The sequence below is a fragment of the Rhizobium sp. BK491 genome (genome assembly GCF_014194925.1).
GTDB lineage: Bacteria > Pseudomonadota > Alphaproteobacteria > Rhizobiales > Rhizobiaceae > Rhizobium.
Map to the genome: position 1 here is coordinate 181,770 of NZ_JACIAR010000001.1, position 21,497 is coordinate 203,266.

21 protein-coding genes are annotated in these 21,497 nt (G+C 59.5%); 18 read left to right on the plus strand and 3 right to left on the minus strand.

Annotated elements, in window-relative coordinates; genetic code table 11:
- Window positions 1–7 precede the first annotated feature (7 nt).
- From lpxD to lpxB, 5 genes are read left to right on the plus strand one after another with little or no spacing between them, the layout of a single operon-like run.
- Window positions 8–1,075, plus strand: coding sequence for a UDP-3-O-(3-hydroxymyristoyl)glucosamine N-acyltransferase (lpxD, locus tag FHX05_RS01010; RefSeq protein ID WP_112610213.1), 1,068 nt, complete (start codon window positions 8–10; stop codon window positions 1,073–1,075).
- On the plus strand, window positions 1,068–1,541 hold the full coding sequence (gene fabZ, locus FHX05_RS01015; RefSeq protein WP_112610215.1) for a 3-hydroxyacyl-ACP dehydratase FabZ: 474 nt from the start codon (window positions 1,068–1,070) through the stop codon (window positions 1,539–1,541). Before lpxD ends, fabZ begins: the two co-directional genes overlap by 8 nt.
- Window positions 1,538–2,353, plus strand: a complete 816-nt coding sequence (gene lpxA, locus FHX05_RS01020) for an acyl-ACP--UDP-N-acetylglucosamine O-acyltransferase (protein WP_183870423.1) — start codon at window positions 1,538–1,540, stop codon at window positions 2,351–2,353. The genes fabZ and lpxA overlap by 4 nt, the downstream gene beginning before the upstream one ends.
- A 2-nt stretch (window positions 2,354–2,355) precedes the next feature.
- Window positions 2,356–3,237 (plus strand): LpxI family protein, encoded by an 882-nt coding sequence (locus tag FHX05_RS01025; RefSeq protein WP_183870424.1) that lies wholly within the window; start codon window positions 2,356–2,358, stop codon window positions 3,235–3,237.
- Window positions 3,234–4,415: a lipid-A-disaccharide synthase gene (gene lpxB, locus FHX05_RS01030; RefSeq protein ID WP_112610219.1), complete on the plus strand. Its 1,182-nt coding sequence runs from the start codon at window positions 3,234–3,236 to the stop codon at window positions 4,413–4,415. The genes FHX05_RS01025 and lpxB overlap by 4 nt, the downstream gene beginning before the upstream one ends.
- Window positions 4,416–4,441: 26 nt before the next feature.
- Here the strand turns inward: lpxB and gltA are convergent, their stop codons facing one another.
- Window positions 4,442–5,731, minus strand: a complete 1,290-nt coding sequence (gene gltA / locus FHX05_RS01035) for a citrate synthase (RefSeq protein WP_015339806.1) — start codon at window positions 5,729–5,731, stop codon at window positions 4,442–4,444.
- Between the two features lie 528 nt (window positions 5,732–6,259).
- Between gltA and FHX05_RS01040 the strand changes: the two genes are divergently transcribed.
- Window positions 6,260–8,491 carry a ComEC/Rec2 family competence protein gene (locus FHX05_RS01040; RefSeq protein WP_246698857.1) on the plus strand — a complete coding sequence of 744 codons (2,232 nt, stop codon included), beginning with the start codon at window positions 6,260–6,262 and terminating at the stop codon, window positions 8,489–8,491.
- Here FHX05_RS01040 and lexA read toward each other — a convergent pair.
- Window positions 8,472–9,194 carry a transcriptional repressor LexA gene (lexA, locus tag FHX05_RS01045; RefSeq protein ID WP_112338327.1) on the minus strand — a complete coding sequence of 241 codons (723 nt, stop codon included), beginning with the start codon at window positions 9,192–9,194 and terminating at the stop codon, window positions 8,472–8,474. The two genes, FHX05_RS01040 and lexA, sit on opposite strands and share 20 nt — an antisense overlap.
- A 420-nt stretch (window positions 9,195–9,614) precedes the next feature.
- Between lexA and FHX05_RS01050 the strand changes: the two genes are divergently transcribed.
- From FHX05_RS01050 to lipA, 12 genes are all read left to right on the plus strand, one after another.
- A complete protein-coding gene (locus tag FHX05_RS01050; RefSeq protein WP_112338328.1) occupies window positions 9,615–10,502 on the plus strand; it encodes a VOC family protein in 888 nt (295 codons plus the stop codon).
- Complete coding sequence (gene kdsA / locus FHX05_RS01055; protein WP_112338329.1) at window positions 10,499–11,338, plus strand: 3-deoxy-8-phosphooctulonate synthase; 840 nt, start codon at window positions 10,499–10,501, stop codon at window positions 11,336–11,338. Before FHX05_RS01050 ends, kdsA begins: the two co-directional genes overlap by 4 nt.
- 148 nt (window positions 11,339–11,486) lie before the next feature.
- On the plus strand, window positions 11,487–12,761 hold the full coding sequence (gene eno / locus FHX05_RS01060) for a phosphopyruvate hydratase (RefSeq protein ID WP_183870426.1): 1,275 nt from the start codon (window positions 11,487–11,489) through the stop codon (window positions 12,759–12,761).
- Window positions 12,762–12,980: 219 nt separating this feature from the next.
- Window positions 12,981–13,292 carry a septum formation initiator family protein gene (locus FHX05_RS01065; RefSeq protein WP_015339812.1) on the plus strand — a complete coding sequence of 104 codons (312 nt, stop codon included), beginning with the start codon at window positions 12,981–12,983 and terminating at the stop codon, window positions 13,290–13,292.
- A gap of 157 nt (window positions 13,293–13,449) precedes the next feature.
- Window positions 13,450–14,493 carry a pyruvate dehydrogenase (acetyl-transferring) E1 component subunit alpha gene (gene pdhA, locus FHX05_RS01070; RefSeq protein ID WP_015339813.1) on the plus strand — a complete coding sequence of 348 codons (1,044 nt, stop codon included), beginning with the start codon at window positions 13,450–13,452 and terminating at the stop codon, window positions 14,491–14,493.
- Window positions 14,494–14,509: 16 nt separating this feature from the next.
- Complete coding sequence (locus tag FHX05_RS01075; RefSeq protein ID WP_112338331.1) at window positions 14,510–15,892, plus strand: pyruvate dehydrogenase complex E1 component subunit beta; 1,383 nt, start codon at window positions 14,510–14,512, stop codon at window positions 15,890–15,892.
- A gap of 15 nt (window positions 15,893–15,907) precedes the next feature.
- Window positions 15,908–17,266, plus strand: a complete 1,359-nt coding sequence (locus FHX05_RS01080; protein ID WP_183870427.1) for a pyruvate dehydrogenase complex dihydrolipoamide acetyltransferase — start codon at window positions 15,908–15,910, stop codon at window positions 17,264–17,266.
- Between the two features lie 25 nt (window positions 17,267–17,291).
- On the plus strand, window positions 17,292–17,933 hold the full coding sequence (locus FHX05_RS01085) for an SGNH/GDSL hydrolase family protein (RefSeq protein ID WP_183870428.1): 642 nt from the start codon (window positions 17,292–17,294) through the stop codon (window positions 17,931–17,933).
- A 52-nt stretch (window positions 17,934–17,985) separates the two neighbouring features.
- Entirely contained in the window at window positions 17,986–19,431 is a 1,446-nt protein-coding gene (lpdA, locus tag FHX05_RS01090) for a dihydrolipoyl dehydrogenase (RefSeq protein WP_112415153.1), read from the plus strand.
- Window positions 19,432–19,486: 55 nt separating this feature from the next.
- Entirely contained in the window at window positions 19,487–19,741 is a 255-nt protein-coding gene (locus FHX05_RS01095; RefSeq protein WP_015339818.1) for a GlsB/YeaQ/YmgE family stress response membrane protein, read from the plus strand.
- Window positions 19,742–19,811: 70 nt separating this feature from the next.
- The gene (locus tag FHX05_RS01100) at window positions 19,812–20,060 is read left to right on the plus strand and encodes a GlsB/YeaQ/YmgE family stress response membrane protein (RefSeq protein ID WP_015339819.1); all 249 of its coding nucleotides are present in this window, start codon (window positions 19,812–19,814) and stop codon (window positions 20,058–20,060) included.
- 36 nt (window positions 20,061–20,096) lie between these two features.
- Window positions 20,097–21,068: a lipoyl synthase gene (gene lipA / locus FHX05_RS01105; protein WP_112338334.1), complete on the plus strand. Its 972-nt coding sequence runs from the start codon at window positions 20,097–20,099 to the stop codon at window positions 21,066–21,068.
- 45 nt (window positions 21,069–21,113) lie between these two features.
- Here lipA and FHX05_RS01110 read toward each other — a convergent pair whose 3' ends face one another.
- Window positions 21,114–21,488 (minus strand): VOC family protein, encoded by a 375-nt coding sequence (locus FHX05_RS01110; RefSeq protein WP_183870429.1) that lies wholly within the window; start codon window positions 21,486–21,488, stop codon window positions 21,114–21,116.
- Window positions 21,489–21,497: the final 9 nt, after the last annotated feature.

Here is a 21,497-nt window from a genome sequence, read left to right on the forward strand (position 1 = left end):
GGTGCTTATGGAACATACTGGTTTTTTCCCGCCCCATGGTGGCGTCAGCTTGAAACAGCTGGCTGAGCATCTTGGGGCGGAACTGGCTGATGCGACCTCTTCGGAGGTCGTCATCAGATCTATCGCTCCCGTCTACCGGGCAGGCGAAGGTGACATTTGTTATATCCTTTCCCGAAAGAATCGTGGTGAGCTGGAGACCTGCAAGGCTTCGGCGATCATTTGCCTTCCGGCGCTGAGATCTTTCGTCCCCGATCACATCCCGGTACTTCTGTCGAAGAAGCCGCATACGGATTTCGCCATTGCCGGTGCATTGCTGCATCCGCAAGCCATGAGGCCGGTTACGTTTACCGCGAATCCGACGACGATTTCGCCCGCCGCGACGATCGATGCGACCGCTAAGCTGGAGGCCAATGTCGGCATCGAGCCGGGTGCAATTATTGGCCCGGGTGCAGAGATCGGCGAGGGGACTTATATCGGCCCTAACGCTCTCATCGGGCCGGGTGTCAAAATCGGGCGCAATTGCAGCATCGGCGGCGGTGCGAGCGTGCTCTGCGCCTATCTCGGCAACGGCGTCATCGTCCACAATGGCACGCGCATCGGTCAGGACGGTTTTGGCTATGCGCCGGGACCGCGTGGCATGATCAAGATCGTGCAGATCGGCCGCGTCATCATCCAGGACAATGTCGAGATCGGCGCCAATACTACGATCGATCGCGGCACCATGGATGATACCGTGATCGGCGAAGGCACGAAGATCGACAATCAGGTCCAGATCGGACATAACGTCCGCATTGGCCGTCACTGCGCTATCGTCAGTCAGGTCGGCATTGCCGGCAGCACGGTGATCGGCGATGGTGTGCAGATCGGCGGCCAGGCGGGCCTCAACGGGCATATCCACATCGGCGACGGCGTGCAGATCGGCGCCAAGAGCGGCGTGATGAACAGCATCCCGGCGGGCGAGCGCTATGCGGGCCTTCCGGCGCGGCCGCTATGGGATTTTCTAAGGGAATCGGCGGAGATCGCAAAGCGGTCAGGAGCCAGAGACAAGAAAGACGGGAGTGCGGAGCATGACTGAGGAAGCCAAGGCGTCGTTGTCGTCGGCTGACGTTCTGGAAATTATGAAGCTTTTGCCGCATCGCTATCCCTTCTTGATGGTCGACAAGATCATCGAGATCGATAGCGATAATTCCGCGATCGGCATCAAGAACGTGACGGCCAACGAGCCGCAGTTCACGGGGCATTTTCCCGGTTCTCCGATCATGCCGGGCGTATTGCTCATCGAGGGTATGGCGCAGACTGCGGGTGCGATCTGCGCCCGCAAGGATGGCATCGGCGGCAACCTCGTCTACTTCATGACGATCGACAACGCCCGCTTCCGCAGGCCAGTTGTTCCGGGCGACCGCGTCGAGTTCCACGTCGTCAAGCAGAAGCAGCGTGGCACCATCTGGAAGTTCCATTGCGATGCCAAGGTCGACGGTTCTCTGGTGGCCGAGGCTGATATCGGTGCGATGATCGTACGGAAGGATCAGGAACAGGCATGAGCAGCATCGCAAAGAGCGCCCGCATTCATAAGCTGGCGGTTGTCGAGGACGGCGCGGTCGTCGGCGAGAATGTTGTTGTCGGCCCGTTCTGCTATGTCGGTCCCAAAGTCGTTCTGCACGACGATATTCAGTTGCTCAATAATGCAGTCGTGACTGGCCGCACGACGATCGGTAAGGGAACGAAGATCTTTCCGATGGCCGTTGTGGGCGGTGATCCGCAGAGCGTCCACCATCACGGCGAAGAGACGACGCTTGATGTCGGTGAGAACTGCACGATCCGCGAAGGCGTGACGATTAACACCGGTACGGCCGATTACGGCGGCAGGACGATCGTCGGCAACAACAACCTCTTTCTCGCCAATTCGCACGTCGCACATGATTGCCGCGTCGGCAACAATGTCATCATGTCGAATAACGTCATGTTGGCTGGTCATGTGACCATTGAGGACCGCGCTATTCTTGGCGGCGGCTGCGCTGTGCACCAGTTCACGCGTATCGGCAGGCAAGCCTTCATTGGGGGGCTTACGGCAGCCAGCTACGATGTCATCCCTTATGGCATGTTGAACGGCAATCCTGGCGTGTTGTCAGGATTGAATGTCGTCGGGATGAGCCGCGCAGGGATAGATCGCGCCGTCATTCACCGCGTTCGCCGCGCCTACAAGAGCATCTTCGAAGGCGAAGGATCCATTCGCGACAATGCAGCGGCTATCCGCGAGGAATATGCCGATTGCAAGGAAGTGATGGAAATTCTCGATTTCATTGCTGCCGAAAGCGACCGTGCGCTTTCATCGCCGAATCGCGGCAAGAGCTGAGGGTGGTTTCGGCCAGCGAAAACGGCAAGGGCAGACTGGCGATCATCGCCGGCAGTGGGCTTTTGCCGGTTTACGTCGCCGATGCCGCCCGCCACGCCGGAGAGAATCCTGTCATTATTGCTTTGACTGACGAAGCGGACCGCGACTGGTCTGCCTTCGATCATGCCAATCTTGGCGTCGGCAATTTTGCCGGTCTCGAGGCAATGTTCCGCCGGCACGGTGTCGATCGTGTTGTCATGTCGGGCGGTGTTGCACGACGTCCTTCGTGGCGTCAGGTGCATCCGACCTGGCGCGTCATCAAGGAATTACCCTCCACGATCCGCACTCTTCTTTCGGGAGGGGACAACGCCGTTCTGCAGATGGTCATACGTCTGATTGAGGCCGGCGGCGTTCGCGTCGTGGGTGCGCATGAAATTGCGCCGGATCTTTTGGCGGCGACGGGGCCGCTTGGAAAATTCTCGCCGGCGAAAGAGGATCTGCGCGATATTGCCCAGGGCGCAAGGGCCGCGGATGCGCTGGGGCTTTTGGATGTCGGACAGGGCGCTGTCAGCGTCGGAGGCCGCGTTGTCGCGCTCGAGGGCGCCGAGGGTACTGACAGGATGATCGAGCGAGTTGCCGAACTGCGTGCGGCCGGACGCATCTCGACGCGCCGTCGTGGCGTGCTCGTCAAACTCTGCAAGCCGCAGCAGGATATCCGGGCTGATCTGCCGTCGATCGGCATGTCTACGGTATCGAATGCCAAGAAGGCTGGACTGGCCGGCATCGCCGTCGAAGCCGGCAGAGCGCTGATCCTCGACCGGCAAGCGGTAATTGCCGCTGCCGACGAGGCCGGCATTTTCGTCTGCGGCATCGATCGCGGCCTCAGCGCCGAGGGCTTCATGTGAGCGCGGCGCCTTTGAAGCTTGCCGTCGTTGCCGGAGAAGTCTCCGGCGATCTCTTGGGTGGCGATCTCGTCGCGGCCCTGAAGCGGCGTCACGGTGGTGCGGTCGAGCTGGTGGGCGTCGGTGGCGAGGCGCTGGAGGCACAAGGTCTCCGCTCGCTCTTCGATTACTCCGAGCTCTCGATCATGGGCTTCATTCAGGTCATCAAGCGGCTGCCAAAGCTACTGGCCCGCATCCGACAGACGGCAGATGCGATCGTTGCCGCAAAGCCCGATGTGCTTCTGATCATCGATAGCCCCGATTTCACTCATCGCGTTGCCAAGCGTGTGCGCAAGGCACTGCCCAACCTGCCAATCATCGATTACGTCTGCCCCAGCGTCTGGGCATGGAAGGAATATCGCGCGCAGAAGATGCTCGCTTACGTCGACCATGTACTGGCCGTATTGCCGTTCGAGCCTGCTGCCATGGAGCGGCTGGGCGGTCCGGCAACTACGTATGTCGGCCACCGCCTGACGGTCGATGCTAATCTGCTGGAAACTCGCCGTCAGCGCGCCTTGCGCGGTCTGGCAGGCCCCGATGCCCAAAAGACGATCCTGCTTCTGCCCGGATCGCGTGCATCGGAGATTCGGCAGCTACTACCGGTTTTTGAGCAGGCTATCGAAGAACTTAGCCGGAGAAATAGAAATCTTCGTTTTCTGCTGCCGACAGTGCCGAAGCAGGAGGCGTTGGTTCGTTCGCTGACGGAAAAATGGCAGGTCAAGCCGGATATCTTTGTCGGTCAGGACGCCAAGTGGAGCGCCTTTGCTGGGGCCGATGCTGCCATGGCCGCCTCCGGAACCGTGATCCTGGAATTGGGCCTAGCCGGGGTTCCGGTGGTTTCGACCTATAAGACCGAATGGCTGGCGAAATTCGTGCTGTCGCGGATCAAGATCTGGACGGCCGCCTTGCCGAACCTCATCGCCGACTATGCTGTACTGCCGGAGCTCATCAATGATGTTCTGCGGCCGGGCATGCTGGCCCGCTATATGGAGCGGCTGGCGAGCGAGACGCCGGAGCGTGTGGCGATGTTGGCGGGTTACGATCTGGTCTGGGAGCGAATGCAGACCGAGGAGCCGCCCGGCGATAAGGCGGCGCAGATTGTTCTGGATGTTCTAGCCCATAAAAAAACCGGTCATCTCTGACCGGTTTTTTGTTTCAATACCGAAGCTTAGCGCTTGGAAACAGGCACATATTCGCGCAGCGGAGCACCGGTGTAGAGCTGGCGCGGACGGCCGATGCGCTGATGCGGATCTTCGATCATTTCGTTCCACTGGGCGATCCAGCCGACGGTGCGGGCAAGAGCGAAGAGAACGGTGAACATGGTGGTGGGGAAGCCGAGAGCCTTCAGCGTGATGCCGGAATAGAAGTCGACGTTCGGGTACAGCTTCTTCTCGATGAAATATTCGTCCGTCAAAGCGATGCGCTCCAGCTCGATCGCGATGTCGAGCAGCGGATCGTCCTTGATGCCGAGTTCGCCGAGAACTTCGTGCGCCGTCTTCTGCATGATCTTGGCACGCGGGTCGTAGTTCTTGTAGACGCGGTGACCGAAGCCCATCAGGCGGAACGGGTCGTTCTTGTCCTTGGCGCGGGCGATGAATTCCGGAATGCGGTCGACCGTGCCGATTTCGTTCAGCATGTTCAGGGCCGCTTCGTTGGCGCCGCCGTGAGCCGGTCCCCAGAGGCAGGCGATGCCTGCTGCGATACAGGCAAACGGATTGGCACCGGAAGAACCAGCCAGGCGAACCGTCGAAGTCGAGGCGTTCTGCTCGTGATCTGCATGCAGGATGAAGATGCGGTCCATGGCGCGGGCAAGCACCGGGTTGACGACATATTCTTCGCACGGAACGGCAAAGCACATGCGCAGGAAGTTCGACGCATAGTCGAGGTCATTCTTCGGATAAACGAAGGGCTGGCCGATATGGTACTTATAGGCCATGGCGGCAAGCGTCGGCATCTTGGCGATCATGCGCAGGCTTGCGACCATGCGCTGGTGCGGATCGGTGATGTCGGTCGAGTCGTGATAGAAGGCGGAGAGCGCGCCGACACAGCCGCACATGACGGCCATCGGATGCGCGTCGCGGCGGAAGCCGGTGAAGAAGCGCGACATCTGCTCGTGCACCATCGTGTGGTGGGTCACACGATAGTCGAAGTCCTTCTTCTGCGCTGCTGTCGGCAGTTCGCCGTAGAGAAGGAGGTAGCAGACTTCGAGGAAATCGCCGTGTTCGGCCAGCTGATCGATCGGATAGCCGCGGTGCAGCAGAACGCCTTCGTCGCCATCGATATAGGTGATGCTCGACTCGCACGATGCGGTGGAGGTGAAACCAGGATCGTAAGTGAAAGTGGAGGTGTTCTTGTAAAGGGCACCAATATCAATGACACTCGGGCCGATGGTTCCGGTCTTGACCGGCAGGTCCACCGTCTTTTCACCCCAAGTTAGTTTCGCGCTTTGTTCCGTCATGCTGATCCTCCAAGATTTGGCGGGATTGACGCCATAAAAAGCGCCAAAAGGTTAAGCGACTACCGACTAGCTATATGATCCAGAGCCTAATGCCAAGTTATCCTAACGCCAAATTGTGCAATGCAGTATCAACTTTTGGGCACTGCAGAAGCGTCCTTTCGTATGCTACGCCGGGAAACCGGTCCAATTGAGCTTTGTTCCCGCCGATTTCAGTTGAATTCACTGGATGGTGACGGCACAAATCGCGCAGAAGCTGTAATTTGGCGCGGGGGCAGTCAGCGAGTGCCTAATTTCGAGGCATCCGACCAGCAGGAAGAGAGCAGGGACGTCACCGCGTCTCCGCAACCTCATGCCTTTTCCGCCACCATTACCCTCCGCGCCAAAGCGCAACAATGGGAACGAACACAGGATCAGGCGCCGCTGACGTCGCGTTTCCTGCGTGTCCCGAAGCGTCTTGGAACCGCTGTTCTCGGCTTGATTGCGGAGGAGGCGGCCCATGGCCGTGCTGTTCTTTTCGCGCCGATCTATATGGGTTTGGGTGCGATTATCTGGTTCGAGGCGCAAGTCGATCCGCCTCCGCAGGCGTTTCTCGCAGGCCTCGTTCTGTTTGCTTTGGGTTTTTTGCTAAAGCGCGATGCGGGCAGGCTGCTTCATCACACGCTTTTCGCCGGTATGCTCATCTGCCTGGGCATGGCGCTCGCGCAGTGGGAAAGTTGGCGGGTTTCCACCGTCATGCTCGACTCGGCCGTGACGACGACCGTGACCGGGCAGATCGAGCGACGGGAATTCTATGACAATGGGCGCTGGCGCTATATCGTCCGCGTCGAGGCAACGGAAAAACCCTCTATCCGTCGCGCGCCGCAGCGGGTTACGGTCTTCGTGCGCAAGCAGGCGGAGCCGTTCGATCTGGGGGATCGAATCCGGGGCAGGGCGCGCCTGACGCCTCCGGCCGGACCGGCATTGACGGGTCTCAACGATTTTGCCTTCAGCTCCTATTTCAACGGCATCGGCGCGAATGGCTTTGCCTACGGAACGCCGGAATTATTATCGCCATCCGGTGACAATGTTGCCGGCTCGCTACTGGATGCGGCCGATATCTGGCTCGCTGGCCTGCGCAACAGCATAGGCGACCGCATCAGGCAAACCTTGCCCGGAGATACCGGCGCCTTTGCAGCAGCGCTTGTCACCGATGAGAGACGTGCGATCTCGAAGGATACGACCGAGGCTCTGAGAATTGCCGGCCTGACCCACATCATCGCAATTTCCGGTCTCAACATGGCGTTGTCGGCTGGCATCTTCTATGTCGGTCTGCGCTATTTGTTCAGCCTGTTTCCCGGCGTCGTCCAGGCTTGGCCGACGAAGAAGTTCGCAGCCTTCGGCGCGCTTCTAACGGTAACGGCCTATTACCTCATTTCCGGATTCGGCGTCTCCGCCGAACGCGCCTTCATCATGATGGCGATCATGCTGGTGGCCGTACTTTTCGACAGGCCATCCATCAGCTTGCGCAATGTGGCGCTCTCAGCCATCGTCATCCTAGTCTTGTCACCGTCTCAGGTACTCGGTCCGAGTTTCCAGATGTCTTACGCCGCTACGCTGGCGCTGGTATCAGGCTATTCGCTCTGGAAACGACGGCGGCATCGCGAAAACATCCTGCCGCGCATCCGTCTGTTAAGTCCGCTACTGTTCGTCACGCGCTTCTTTGGAGGTGTGATGTCGACCTCGTTCATCGGCGGTGCGTCGACGGCCATTTTCTCGATCGAGCATTTTCACCGGTTGGCGACATATGGACTTGCTGCCAATCTTGCGGCCATGCCCGTCGTCTCTTTCATCGTCATGCCCTTCGGTATGATGGCGATGCTGCTGATGCCTTTCGGAATCGATGGACCGTTCTGGAAAGTCACCGGTGAGGGACTGGAGCTTGTGATCGCTATTGCAAAAACGGTGGCTGGGTGGGGAGGTGACATTACCTTTGGCCGCCAGCCCGGCTGGCTGATGCCGACTTTCATCGCCGGCTTCCTGATCATGAGCATGCTGCGGACCCGGCTTCGCCATCTGGGCCTGTTGCTGCTGCTGTCATCTGTCGGTGTAGCCGCGTTCGGCTCTGGTGTGCCGAAGCCGGATCTGATGATCTCGGAAGATGGCATTCTGGTTGCCTTGCGCCAGGACGATATCCTCGCCACCAATCGCGAGAGACCGCAGGCCTTCATCTTCGAGCAATGGCAGAAAGCGCTGGTCGCGGCCGAACATCAACCGCCGACCATGCTTCCGACCGATAGCCGGCTTCCGCAGATCAGCAAGACGGATCGGCATAAGCGATTAAGCAATGCCGAGCAGAAGGCGGTCCGCACAGCAATGGAAGAAGCTTTGGACCGCACCATGCAAGGCAGCTTTGCTTGTCAGAAGGGAGCATGGTGTGTCGCCATGCTCGAAAACGGCGCGATATTGGTCACCATCGAGAACGCAGCCTATCTGCCCACGGCTTGCGACACCGGGAATATTATCGTGACGCCAATCCGGCTGCGGCTGGACCATTGCCGCTCCGGAGCAACGCTCATAACCGGTGCGACATTGCGCAAAACCGGCTCCATCGAAATGGTGCTTACCTCAGACAAACCCATTATATCCGCCGCATTCAACAACCCGCAGCGCCCATGGACCAGGCATCGAACTTATGATTGGCGCACCGGCAAATTTAACGCGCCAATTGCAAAGGCACCACCAGTTCTGGACAATTCACCGGTCAGTGATAGCGACGAATAAGGCCGACGAGCTTGCCCTGAACCTTGACGCGATCCGGCCCGAAGATGCGGGTTTCATAGGCTGGGTTCGCGGCTTCCAGCGCGATGGAGGCACCCTTGCGACGGAAGCGCTTCAAGGTAGCTTCTTCATCGTCGACGAGTGCAACGACGATATCGCCGGGATTGGCCGTGGTCGAATTGCGGATAATGACCGTATCGCCGTCGAAAATTCCGGCGTCGATCATCGAATCTCCTCGAACTTCAAGCGCATAATGTTCGCCGGAGCCGAGCATGTCGGCGGGAACGGTAATGTCGTGCGTATTGTTCTGGATGGCGGAGATCGGAACGCCGGCTGCGATGCGACCCATCACGGGTACGGACGCCGAGCCGTTGTGATCGTCATTTGCCACTTTCGACGGAGCGGGCGGGGCAACGGGCTGTGGCTTGCCGAGGCTGCCCTCGATGACGCTGGGCGAAAAACCGCGGCGCTGTTGCAGGCTCGGATTATAGGCGTCGGGAAGCTTGATGACTTCGAGCGCTCTGGCCCGGTTCGGCAGCCTGCGGATGAAACCTCGCTCCTCCAGCGCCGTGATCAGGCGGTGAATGCCGGATTTGGATGCCAAATCCAGTGCATCCTTCATCTCGTCGAAGGATGGCGGAACACCGGATTCCTTCATGCGTTCGTGAATGAAGAGAAGCAGTTCCTGCTGCTTGCGCGTCAACATCGTCTTGGAACCCCAGAATCAAGAAAAGCCGTGAAACAAATCCAGAACGGACACTATATGTTCCATATGTGTTCCGCAAGTGCTTAAATTTCGGTAAAGCCTTGTGGGGCCAGTTAAATAATTACCATTTGCGAATAGATCGGATCGGAACATCGAGGCGCCATATCTGCGTTAACCCATGGAAAAATATGAGAAATGCCGCTCTGTTCGCTCCCAGGGCCTTGTCGTTCAGTCCGTGCGCCCAGCATTTGGATCAAAGTGCCACACTACTGCATAAGCCGGCTATGGGAGAGAATCAGCAATCACGTTTGCGAGATCGCCTTCAATCCATGTCGTGTGCTTCGGGATGTTCCGTCCTTCCATCTTGAATTGCTTGGGGGATGGGCGCAAATCTGCTTCCGCAAGCAAACAGGAGAAGCCATGATTTCGTCTCCGCATCCGCTGGATCATCTCGTGCTGCCGACCGTCAATATCGCTCTGGCGCGCGAACGCCTCGGCAAGCTCGGTTTCACGGTGGCTCCAGATGCGCGCCATCCCTTTGGCACTCAGAATGCCTGCGTCTTCCTTGCCGATAAAACCTATCTCGAACCTCTGGGCGTCGCATCTCCGGAGCAATGCGAGAAGAGCATCGTGGATGGCAATGTTTTCGTCGCGCGCGATCAGGCTTATCGTTTCCGGGTGGGGGATGATGGCTTCTCGGCCGTGGTATTCGGTACGGATGATGCGGTGGCGGATGACAAGCGTTTCAACGCGGCGGCGATTTCGGCGGGGCGAATGCTGGATTTCTCCCGTCCGATGAAGATGCCGGATGGAACCGAAACCACGGCAGGCTTTCGTCTTGCCTTTGCCGCCGATCTGCGCGCGCCGGATTTTCTCGCTTTCTGCTGTCAGCGCATCAATCCGCTGCCGGCTGATCGCAGCGCGCTCGAGCGTCACGAGAACGGCGTGACTGGTATCGCGCGGGTAGCGCTTTGCGCGCCGAAGCCGGCGGTCTATCGCGGTTTCTTCGAAGAGGTTGTCGGCGCCCCACGCATTATGGAGCATTCCTTTGGCCTGACAATCAGGACTGCCAATGCCGATCTGGAGATTTTGACGCCCGAAGGAATGGAGGCATTCTATGATCTGCCTGTTCGCACGAATGATCCGGGGCTCAGGGCGCGGGCAATCCTTTTCAAAACGCGCGATCTTTCCGTGACATCGTCGCATTTCACTGCTAACGGCGTCACCTATACGCGTAAGAACAATCGTCTATTGGCGAGGTTGGCGCCCGGTCAGGGCGCATTGTTCGCCTTTGAGGAGATAAAATGAGCACAAATTCCGAAGTCACCGTCGGCGAGGGTGCCTCCAAGGTCCTTTTTTCCAATACTGCAAAGCTGTCGCTGATCGCCGGTCCCTGCCAGATGGAAAGCCGCGACCATGCTTTCATGGTTGCCGGCGTTTTGAAGGAACTTTGCGGCAAGCTGGGCATCGGCCTCGTCTACAAGTCCTCCTTCGACAAGGCCAACCGCACTTCGCTGTCCGGCAAGAGGGGCATCGGCCTGGAAAAGGCGCTGGAGGTTTTTGAAGACCTGAAGAAGGAATATGGCTTCCCGGTCCTGACCGACATCCACACGGAAGAGCAGTGCGCCATCGTTTCCAAGACGGTCGATATCCTGCAGATCCCGGCTTTCCTGTCGCGCCAGACAGACCTTTTGGTTGCCGCTGCCAAGACCGGCCGCGTGGTCAACGTCAAGAAAGGCCAGTTCCTGGCGCCATGGGATATGAAGAACGTGCTTGCCAAGCTGAACGAAAGCGGCAATCCGAATATTCTTCTTTGCGAGCGCGGCGCCTCCTTTGGCTACAATACGCTTGTTTCCGACATGCGCTCGCTGCCGATCATGGCGGCGATGGGCGCGCCCGTCATCTTCGACGCGACCCATTCCGTGCAGCAGCCAGGCGGACAGGGCGGTTCGACCGGCGGCGATCGCCGGTTCGTCGAGACACTGGCGCGCGCCGCCGTCGCCGTCGGTGTCGCAGGCGTTTTTGTCGAGACGCATGAGGATCCGGACAATGCACCGTCAGATGGCCCGAACATGGTCTATCTGAAGGATATGCCGCGGCTTCTGGAGAAGCTGCTGGCCTTCGACGCCATCGCCAAGGCCTGAAACGTAGCCGGCATTCAACAGGCTGACATGAACTTGCGTTACGGGCCTGCAGGAGTGCCAAATCGCGGCGCGGATCGCCATTGAAATTTCCGCGCCTTCGATTAAGACGATTTAAATCGATTTATAAACCAGCGAGCAGGGAGCTATCATGACCGCAATCACCGACATTATCGCCCGCGAGATTCTCGACAGCCGTGGCAATCCGACTGTCGAAGTCGATGTCTACCTCGAAGATGGCAGCATGGGCCGCGCGGCGGTTCCGTCGGGTGCGTCGACCGGCGCGCATGAAGCTGTCGAGCTTCGCGATGGCGGCAAGCGCTACCATGGCAAGGGTGTCGAGAAGGCCGTCGAAGCCGTCAATTCGGAAATCTTTGACGCGATCGGCGGCATGGATGCCGAAAACCAGATCCAGCTCGACAACATCATGATCGAGCTCGACGGCACGCCGAACAAGTCGCGCCTCGGCGCCAACGCCATCCTCGGCGTCTCGCTCGCCGTTGCCAAGGCTGCTGCCCAGAGCGCCAACCTGCCGCTCTACCGTTATGTCGGCGGCGCTCACGCCCGCCTGCTGCCAGTCCCGATGATGAACATCATCAACGGTGGCGCCCATGCCGACAACCCGATCGACTTCCAGGAATTCATGATCCTGCCGATCGGCGCTGACTCGATCCGCGAAGCCGTCCGCATGGGCTCAGAAGTCTTCCACGTTCTGAAGAAGGAACTGGCATCGCAGGGTCACAACACCAACGTCGGTGACGAAGGTGGTTTCGCACCGGGCCTTTCCAGCGCCCCGGCAGCTCTCGACTTCATCATGAAGTCGATCGAGAAGGCCGGCTACAAGCCGGCCGAAGAAATTGCTCTCGGCCTCGATTGCGCTTCGACCGAATTCTTCAAGGACGGCAAGTATGTTCTCGAGGGCGAAGGCCGCACGCTGGAATCCGGCGCCATGGCTGAATACCTCGCAGAACTCGCAGCCAAGTACCCGATCGTTTCGATCGAAGACGGCATGGCTGAAGACGATTGGGAAGGCTGGAAGACGCTGACCGACCTCATCGGCAAGAAGACCCAGCTCGTCGGCGACGACCTGTTCGTCACCAACTCTGCCCGCCTGCGTGATGGCATCGGCATGGGTGTAGCCAACTCGATCCTCGTCAAGGTCAACCAGATCGGCTCGCTGACCGAGACCCTCGACGCCGTGGAAACTGCGCACAAGGCGAACTACACCGCCGTCATGTCGCACCGCTCCGGCGAAACGGAAGATTCCACGATCGCCGATCTCGCTGTCGCCACCAACTGCGGCCAGATCAAGACCGGCTCGCTGTCGCGTTCGGACCGTCTTGCCAAGTACAACCAGCTCATCCGTATCGAGGAAGCGCTTGGCCCGCAGGCAAAATATGCCGGCCGCTCCATCCTTCGTGGCTGATATCCGAAGCCTTGGATCCGCACGGGTCTGCGGCCAGATTGTTTGCTTGGATCGAACCGCGCCTTCGGGCGCGGTTTTTTGTTGGTCCTGGCAGTTAGAGTCAACGGACAGTTAATCTCTGCCGGTTATCTTGGCTGCAGGTATTTGATTTCATGTGATCTTGTTTGGGCCGAACGGGCTTTGAGGAGATCGCGCAAAGCCAGAGCGTGACGAGCGAGTATGTGGACAAAGTATCATAAGAAGAGAAGGTTCGGCCGTCTCATCCTTCCCGCCATCACCATCGCTTTTGTGAGCTACTTCGGTTATCATTGCATTCATGGCGATTACGGCCTGAAGGCGACTGAGGTTTTCGAGCAGCGCCGCGTCGACCGTGCCAAGGAGTTGGCTGATCTTGTCGCCAGGCGCGAGCACCTTGAAAAGGAGGTCGCGCTGTTGAGCGATGGCTCTCTGGATAAGGATATGCTCGATCAATATGCGCGCTACCAGTTGACCTATTCCAAGGCGAACGAGATCGTCATCTTCAATAAATAGCCACAATTAACCGAATTCCGGTTAATTGAATTTTTGTGAGTTATATCAATAACTTGCAGTGAATATGAGCCATGCAATTATAGCATTGCTGTGGCGGGCAATCTTCCCTATGTTACGCCTCACCAAAAAACGAGGCTACTCACACAGGGAGGGTTGAATGGCGCCGCGAAAGAACGCGACCGTTTCCAGCCGTAAAACAGCATCAAGGCCTGCCAAGGAAACCAATGGCGGCCCGATCGCAGATTTCGATCGTGATGCGGAGCTCAAGGCTTATCGTGAGATGCTCCTGATCCGCCGCTTCGAAGAGAAGGCCGGCCAGCTTTACGGCATGGGCTTCATCGGCGGCTTCTGTCACCTTTACATCGGTCAGGAAGCAGTCGTCGTCGGCATGCAGCTGGCGCTGAAGGATGGCGACCAGGTCATTACCGGCTATCGCGACCATGGCCATATGCTGGCGACCGGCATGAGCGCGCGCGGCGTCATGGCCGAGCTCACCGGACGCCAGGGCGGCTATTCCCGAGGGAAGGGCGGCTCCATGCACATGTTCTCCAAGGAAAAGAACTTCTACGGCGGTCATGGCATCGTCGGCGCACAGGTCTCGCTCGGCACCGGCCTTGGCTTTGCCAACTGGTATCGCGGCAATGACAATGTCAGCGTCGCCTATTTCGGTGACGGTGCCGCCAACCAGGGCCAGGTCTACGAAAGCTTCAACATGGCGCAGCTCTGGAAGCTGCCCGTGATCTTCGTGATCGAAAACAACCGCTACGCCATGGGCACCTCGACCGCTCGCGCCACAGCCCAGGCTGATTTCTCCAAGCGTGGCGCCTCCTTCGGCATTCCCGGTATTCAGGTCGATGGTATGGACGTTCGCGCCGTCAAGGCTGCGGCTGACGAAGCCGTTGCGCATTGCCGCTCCGGCAAGGGTCCGATCATTCTGGAAATGCTGACCTACCGCTACCGCGGTCACTCCATGTCCGACCCGGCGAAGTACCGTTCCAAGGATGAAGTGCAGAAGATGCGCTCCGAGCACGATCCGATCGAGCAGGTCCGTATTCGCTTGCTCGAAAAGGGCTGGGCGACCGAGGACGATCTGAAGGATATCGACAAGGATGTCCGCGACATCGTCGCAGACAGCGCCGATTTCGCCCAGAACGATCCGGAGCCGGATGCATCCGAGCTCTACACCGACATTCTGCTCTAAATCGGGGAGGGACACTATGCCCATCGACATTCTCATGCCCGCCCTTTCTCCGACTATGGAAGAGGGTACCCTTTCGAAATGGCTCAAGAAGGAAGGCGACAAGGTCGTTTCCGGTGACGTCATTGCCGAAATCGAAACCGACAAGGCCACCATGGAAGTGGAAGCCGTCGACGAAGGCACGATCGGCAAGCTGCTGATCGACGCCGGCACCGAAGGCGTCAAGGTCAACACCAAGATCGCCATCCTCTTGCAGGACGGTGAATCCGCAGACGCTATTTCGTCCGCAAAGGCTGCACCTGCTGCCGAGCCGGCAAAGACCGAGGCGCCTGCCGCCGCTCCGGCGCCGGCCGCTGCGCCGGTCCCGGCCCAGCCGAAGGTTGCCGCTGCGGCTGATCCGGAAATTCCGGCCGGCACGGAAATGGTGTCGATGACAGTGCGTGAAGCGCTGCGCGATGCGATGGCCGAAGAAATGCGCGCCAACCCAGACGTCTTCGTCATGGGTGAAGAAGTCGCCGAATATCAGGGTGCCTACAAGGTGACCCAGGGCCTGCTGCAGGAGTTCGGCGCCCGCCGCGTGATCGATACCCCGATCACCGAGCACGGCTTTGCCGGTATCGGCGTCGGCGCCGCTATGGCCGGCCTCCGCCCGATTGTCGAGTTCATGACCTTCAACTTCGCCATGCAGGCGATCGACCAGATCATCAATTCCGCCGCCAAGACGCTGTACATGTCCGGTGGCCAGATGGGCGCTCCGATCGTCTTCCGCGGCCCGAACGGTGCTGCTGCCCGCGTCGGCGCTCAGCACAGCCAGGACTATGCCGCCTGGTACAGCCACATTCCGGGCCTCAAGGTCGTCATGCCCTACACGGCAGCCGACGCCAAGGGGCTACTCAAGGCTGCGATCCGCGATCCGAACCCGGTCATTTTCCTTGAGAATGAAATCCTCTACGGTCAGCATTTCGATGTGCCGAAGCTCGATAACTTCGTTCTGCCGATCGGTAAGGCCCGCATTCATCGTCCTGGCAAGGACGTGACGGTCGTCTCTTTCGGCATCGGCATGACCTATGCCACGAAGGCCGTCGCCGAGCTGGAAGCCCAGGGCATCGATGTCGAACTCATCGACCTGCGCACCATCCGTCCGATGGATCTTCCGACGATCATCGAATCGGTCAAGAAGACCGGTCGCCTGGTCACCGTCGAGGAAGGCTATCCGCAGTCCTCCGTCGGCACGGAAATCGCCACCCGCGTCATGCAGCAGGCCTTCGATTATCTCGATGCGCCGATCCTGACGATCGCTGGCAAGGACGTACCCATGCCATACGCCGCCAACCTCGAAAAGCTGGCGCTTCCGAGCGTCGCCGAAGTGGTCGATGCGGTGAAGGCCGTTTGCTACAAGTAAGGGGAGGGCTCATCGATGCCTATCAACATCACCATGCCTGCCCTCTCGCCGACCATGGAAGAGGGCAACCTCGCCAAGTGGCTGGTCAAGGAAGGCGACAAGATCAAGTCCGGCGATGTCATCGCCGAGATCGAGACTGACAAGGCAACGATGGAAGTCGAGGCTGTCGATGAGGGCACGGTCGCCAAGATCGTCGTTCCTGCCGGCACCGAAGGCGTGAAGGTCAATGCCCTGATCGCCGTGATCGCTGCCGATGGCGAGGATGTCGCGGCTGCAGCATCCGGCGCTAGTGCCGCTGCTGCTCCGGCAGCCAAGGAAGCTCCGAAGGCGGAAGCCGCACCTGCGGCAGCTCCGGCTCCGGCAAGCGTTTCGGCTCCTGCGGCTGCACCTGCACCCGTTGCATCGGCTCCAGCAGCAAACGATGGTCATCGCACCTTCGCGTCTCCGCTCGCACGCCGTCTTGCCAAGGAAGCCGGCATCGATGTGACTGCGGTTTCCGGCACCGGCCCGCATGGTCGCGTGGTCAAGAAGGATATCGAAGCTGCCGTTTCCGGCGGCACCGCCAAGGCTGCTCCTGCAGCGACGCCGGCCGCACAGCCGGCAGCAGCCGCTGCTCCGGCCGCTGCGAAGGGCATGTCCGACGACGCCGTGCTCAAGCTGTTCGAGCAGGGTTCCTACGAGCTCGTGCCGCATGACGGCATGCGCAAGACGATTGCGAAGCGCCTGCAGGAATCCAAGCAGACGATCCCGCATTTCTACGTTTCGGTCGATTGCGAACTCGACGCGCTGCTGGCGCTCCGCACGCAACTCAACGATTCCGCTCCGAAGTCGAAGGATGGTGTTCCGGCCTACAAGCTCTCGGTCAACGACATGGTCATCAAGGCCCTGGCGCTGGCGCTGCGCGACGTTCCGGATGCCAACGTTTCCTGGACCGACAGCGCCATGGTCAAGCACAAGCATGCCGATGTCGGCGTTGCCGTCTCCATTCCGGGCGGCTTGATCACCCCGATCATCCGCAGCGCCGAGCAGAAGACGCTCTCCACCATCTCCAACGAGATGAAGGACTATGGCAAGCGCGCCAAGGAGCGCAAGCTGAAGCCCGAGGAGTATCAGGGCGGCACGACCGCCGTGTCCAACATGGGCATGATGGGTGTCAAGAACTTCGCCGCCGTCGTCAACCCGCCGCACGCGACCATTCTGGCTGTCGGCGCGGGCGAGCAGCGCGTCATCGTCAAGAAGGGCGAAATGGTGATTGCCAACGTGATGACCGTCACGCTGTCGACCGACCACCGCGCCGTCGACGGTGCGCTCGGTGCCGAGCTCCTGGCAGCCTTCAAGGGCTACATCGAAAATCCGATGGGGATGCTCGTCTGAGCCTTGTTGTGACACGGAGGCATGAATGACCAAGACTGTTCTGTGTTACGGCGACTCGCTGACATGGGGCTACAGTGCCGAAACGGTCGGCCGTCATGCCTATGAAGATCGGTGGCCGAGCGTGCTGCAAAAGGCGCTCGGCAACCAGGTGCGCGTGATCCCGGAAGGATTGAACGGCCGCACGACCGCTTTCGACGATCATCTCGCCGATTGCGACCGCAACGGTGCGAGGATACTGCCGACGATCCTGCAGACCCACAATCCCCTTGATCTCGTTATCATCATGCTCGGCACTAACGACATGAAGCCCGTCGTTGCCGGTTCGGCCTTTGCCGCTCTGCAGGGCATTAGTCGCTTGGTCCAGCTGGTGCGCAATCATGCCTGGGGGTTCGACTACGAGGTGCCCGATATCCTCGTCGTCGCCCCGCCGGCAATCACTGAGACTGCCAATGCCGCTTTTGCGGCCAGCTTTCTCGGCGCAGTCAAGGAATCGAGCAAGCTGCCGACGCTCTATAGCGATCTGGCGGACGAACTCGGATGCGGCTTCTTCGACGCTAATACGGTCGCTGTGACCACGCCGCTCGATGGCGTTCATCTCGATGCGGAAAACACCCGGGCGCTCGGTCGCGGCCTCGAGCCGATCGTGCGGATGATGCTCGGTCTCTGATAGATTCAAGGCGCCGGCTCCGATCCGCCGCCAGCAATAAGGCAGGAAACACATGGCTGAGAATTACGACGTCATTATCATCGGCTCCGGTCCGGGCGGTTATGTCGCCGCCGTGCGCGCCGGCCAGCTTGGCCTGAAGACCGCGATCGTCGAGCGCGAGCACCTGGGCGGCATCTGCCTCAACTGGGGCTGCATACCCACCAAGGCGCTGCTTCGTTCGGCCGAAATTCTCGATCATTCCAATCATCTGAAGGATTACGGCCTCGTTCTCGAAGGCAAGGTAAGCGCGGATGTGAAGGCCGTGGTCGCCCGTTCGCGTGGCGTTTCCGCTCGGCTCAACACCGGCGTCGGCTTCCTGATGAAGAAGAACAAGGTCGACGTCATCTGGGGCGAAGCCAAGATCACCAAGCCGGGCGAGATCGTTGTCGGCAAGTCGACCAAGCCGGTCGTCGAGCCGCAGCATCCGGTGCCGAAGAACGTCAAGGGCGAAGGCACCTATACCGCCAAGCACATCATCGTCGCGACCGGAGCCCGTCCGCGCGCGCTGCCAGGCATTGAGCCGGACGGCAAGCTGATCTGGACCTATTTCGAAGCGCTGAAGCCGGATTTCCTGCCGAAGTCGCTGCTCGTCATGGGCTCGGGCGCCATCGGCATTGAATTTGCAAGCTTCTATCGCTCGATGGGCGTCGACGTCACCGTCGTTGAAGTCATGCCGACCATCATGCCGGTCGAGGATGCCGAAATCTCCGGCATTGCCCGCAAGCAGCTGGAAAAGCGCGGCCTGAAGATCTTCACCAAGGCGAAGGTCACGAAGGTCGATAAGGCTGCCAACTCGATCACTGCCCATGTCGAAACCGAAGACGGCAAGGTGCAGCAGATCGTTGCCGACCGTATGATCTCGGCCGTCGGTGTCCAGGGCAACATTGAGAACCTCGGCCTCGAAGCGCTCGGCGTGAAGACCGACCGCGGCTGCGTCGTCATCGATGGCTACGGCAAGACCAACGTGCCGGGCATCTACGCGATCGGCGACGTTGCCGGTCCTCCGATGCTGGCGCACAAGGCCGAGCATGAGGGCGTCGTCTGCATCGAGAAGATCGCCGGCCTGCCGAATGTTCACCCGACCGACAAGAGCAAGGTGCCGGGCTGCACCTATTGCCAGCCGCAGGTTGCTTCCGTCGGCCTCACCGAAGCCAAGGCCAAGGAACTCGGCCGCGATATCCGCGTCGGCCGCTTCTCCTTCGTCGCCAACGGCAAGGCGATCGCGCTTGGCGAAGACCAGGGTCTCTGCAAAGTCATCTTCGACAAGAAGACCGGCGAGCTTCTGGGCGCACATATGGTTGGCGCCGAGGTCACCGAACTCATCCAGGGCTTCGTCGTCGCCATGAACCTGGAGACGACCGAAGAAGAGCTGATGCATACGATCTTCCCGCATCCGACCGTTTCGGAAACGATGAAGGAAGCCGTGCTGGATGCCTATGGCCGGGTGCTGAACGCTTGATAATTTCCTGCCATGCCCTTTATCCAGGGGGTGGAAAACAGGAAAGGAAATCAACATGTCTATAACGGCGGAAGGTTGGATCGTCTTTCTTCTCATCGGGTTGGTCGCGGGTTTCCTCGCGAGCCTGATCGTTGGAGGCGGTGGGCTCATCGGTTGCCTGGTGAGCGGTGTGATCGGGGCTTTCGTGGGCGGTTTCCTCTTCCGTTATTTCGGGATATCGCTCGGCATTGAAAATGCGCTTGTCGTGGAGATCATCCATGCCACGGTCGGTGCGATCATTGTGGTGCTGTTGGCGAGATTGATCGTCTAGAGCATCATCGTTAAGACGCAATGCGACGCCCGGCAGGACTGTCCTGAAGGGCGCCCGAAAAGAGGGTTTGATGGAAAGCGTAGGTTGGCTGGGTCTGATCATCATCGGCGGTCTTGCGGGCTGGCTCGCGGGCAAGCTGATGGACGCACGCTATGGCGTCATCCTGAACATCATCCTCGGCATTGCCGGCTCGGTCGTGGCTGCGGCGCTGATGGTGGCCCTGCATGTCGGCGTACCCGGCGGCCGGCTTGGCTTTTTCATCACCGGTTTCATCGGTGCATGCATTCTGATATTCCTCGCCAAATTCGCTCGGCGATGAAGGGCCGCATTTCAAGCGGCGGAAAGTAGACGTTTCATGGTCACCATTCTCGACACGATCAACCCGGACGCCAAGCGCGTGCGACACCCGGAGAAGGCGCATCGGCCGGATACGGAAGTCATGCGCAAGCCGGACTGGATCCGCGTGAAGGCGCCGACATCGAAGGGCTATGCCGAAACCCGCTCGATCGTGAAGGAGCACAAGCTCGTCACGGTCTGCGAGGAAGCCGGCTGCCCGAATATCGGCGAATGCTGGGACAAGAAGCACGCCACCTTCATGATCATGGGCGAGATCTGTACCCGCGCCTGCGCCTTCTGCAACGTCGCGACCGGCAAGCCGAACGCGCTCGACATGGCGGAGCCGGAAAACGTCGCCAAGGCCGTCAAGCAGATGGGCCTCAGCCACGTCGTCATCACCTCGGTCGACCGCGACGACCTGGAAGATGGCGGCGCCGAGCATTTCGAGAAAGTCATCTGGGCGATCCGCGCCGCTTCGCCCTCGACCACGATCGAAATCTTGACGCCGGACTTCCTGAAGAAGCCGGGCGCCCTGGAGCGCGTCGTCGCTGCCAAGCCCGACGTCTTCAACCACAATCTGGAAACCGTGCCCGGCAATTATCTGACGGTTCGCCCCGGCGCGCGCTACTTCCACTCCGTCCGCCTGCTGCAGCGGGTCAAGGAACTGGACCCGACCATGTTCACCAAATCGGGCATCATGGTCGGCCTCGGCGAAGAGCGCAACGAAGTGCTGCAGCTGATGGACGACCTGCGCACCGCCGATGTCGACTTCCTGACCATCGGCCAATATCTGCAGCCGACGCGGAAGCATCATCAGGTGATGAGCTTCGTGACGCCGGAAGAGTTCAAGTCGTACGAAACCGTGGCTTACACCAAGGGCTTCCTAATGGTCGCTTCCAGCCCGCTGACGCGCTCGTCGCATCACGCCGGCGACGATTTCGCGCGTCTGCGTGCTGCCCGAGAAAAGAAGCTGCTGCTGGCAGCGGAATAGGAAAAAAGTAGTCTCTTTGTCCCCAGGGGCGGCGACGCGGAGATCTCAGGAGCTTTTTGATTCGAATAGTTCGATCGCGTTCCCGGACGGATCCTCGCACAGGATTTGTCGTCCGCCTGGTCCCTCTATGATGTCGTTGCGGAAATGAACACCATGTTCGCGCAGAGTGGAAACGAGTGTGGGCAATTCTTCCTGAATCTCAAGCACGAACCGGTTCCAGCCGCCCGGTTCAGGTTTGCGGCCATCCGGCATTGGGCGGGAAGCCGACGCCATCGGGCCTGCAAGCCACAATGTGAGGTCATCCCGTGTCAGAATCGCCATTGCCGGTCCGAACTGTTGTTTTAGCGTAAAGCCGAAATGCTTCAGATAGAATGCCGCTGCCGCTTCCACATCCTCGACTATGTACCGCACCATCGCCATTGCGCTGCT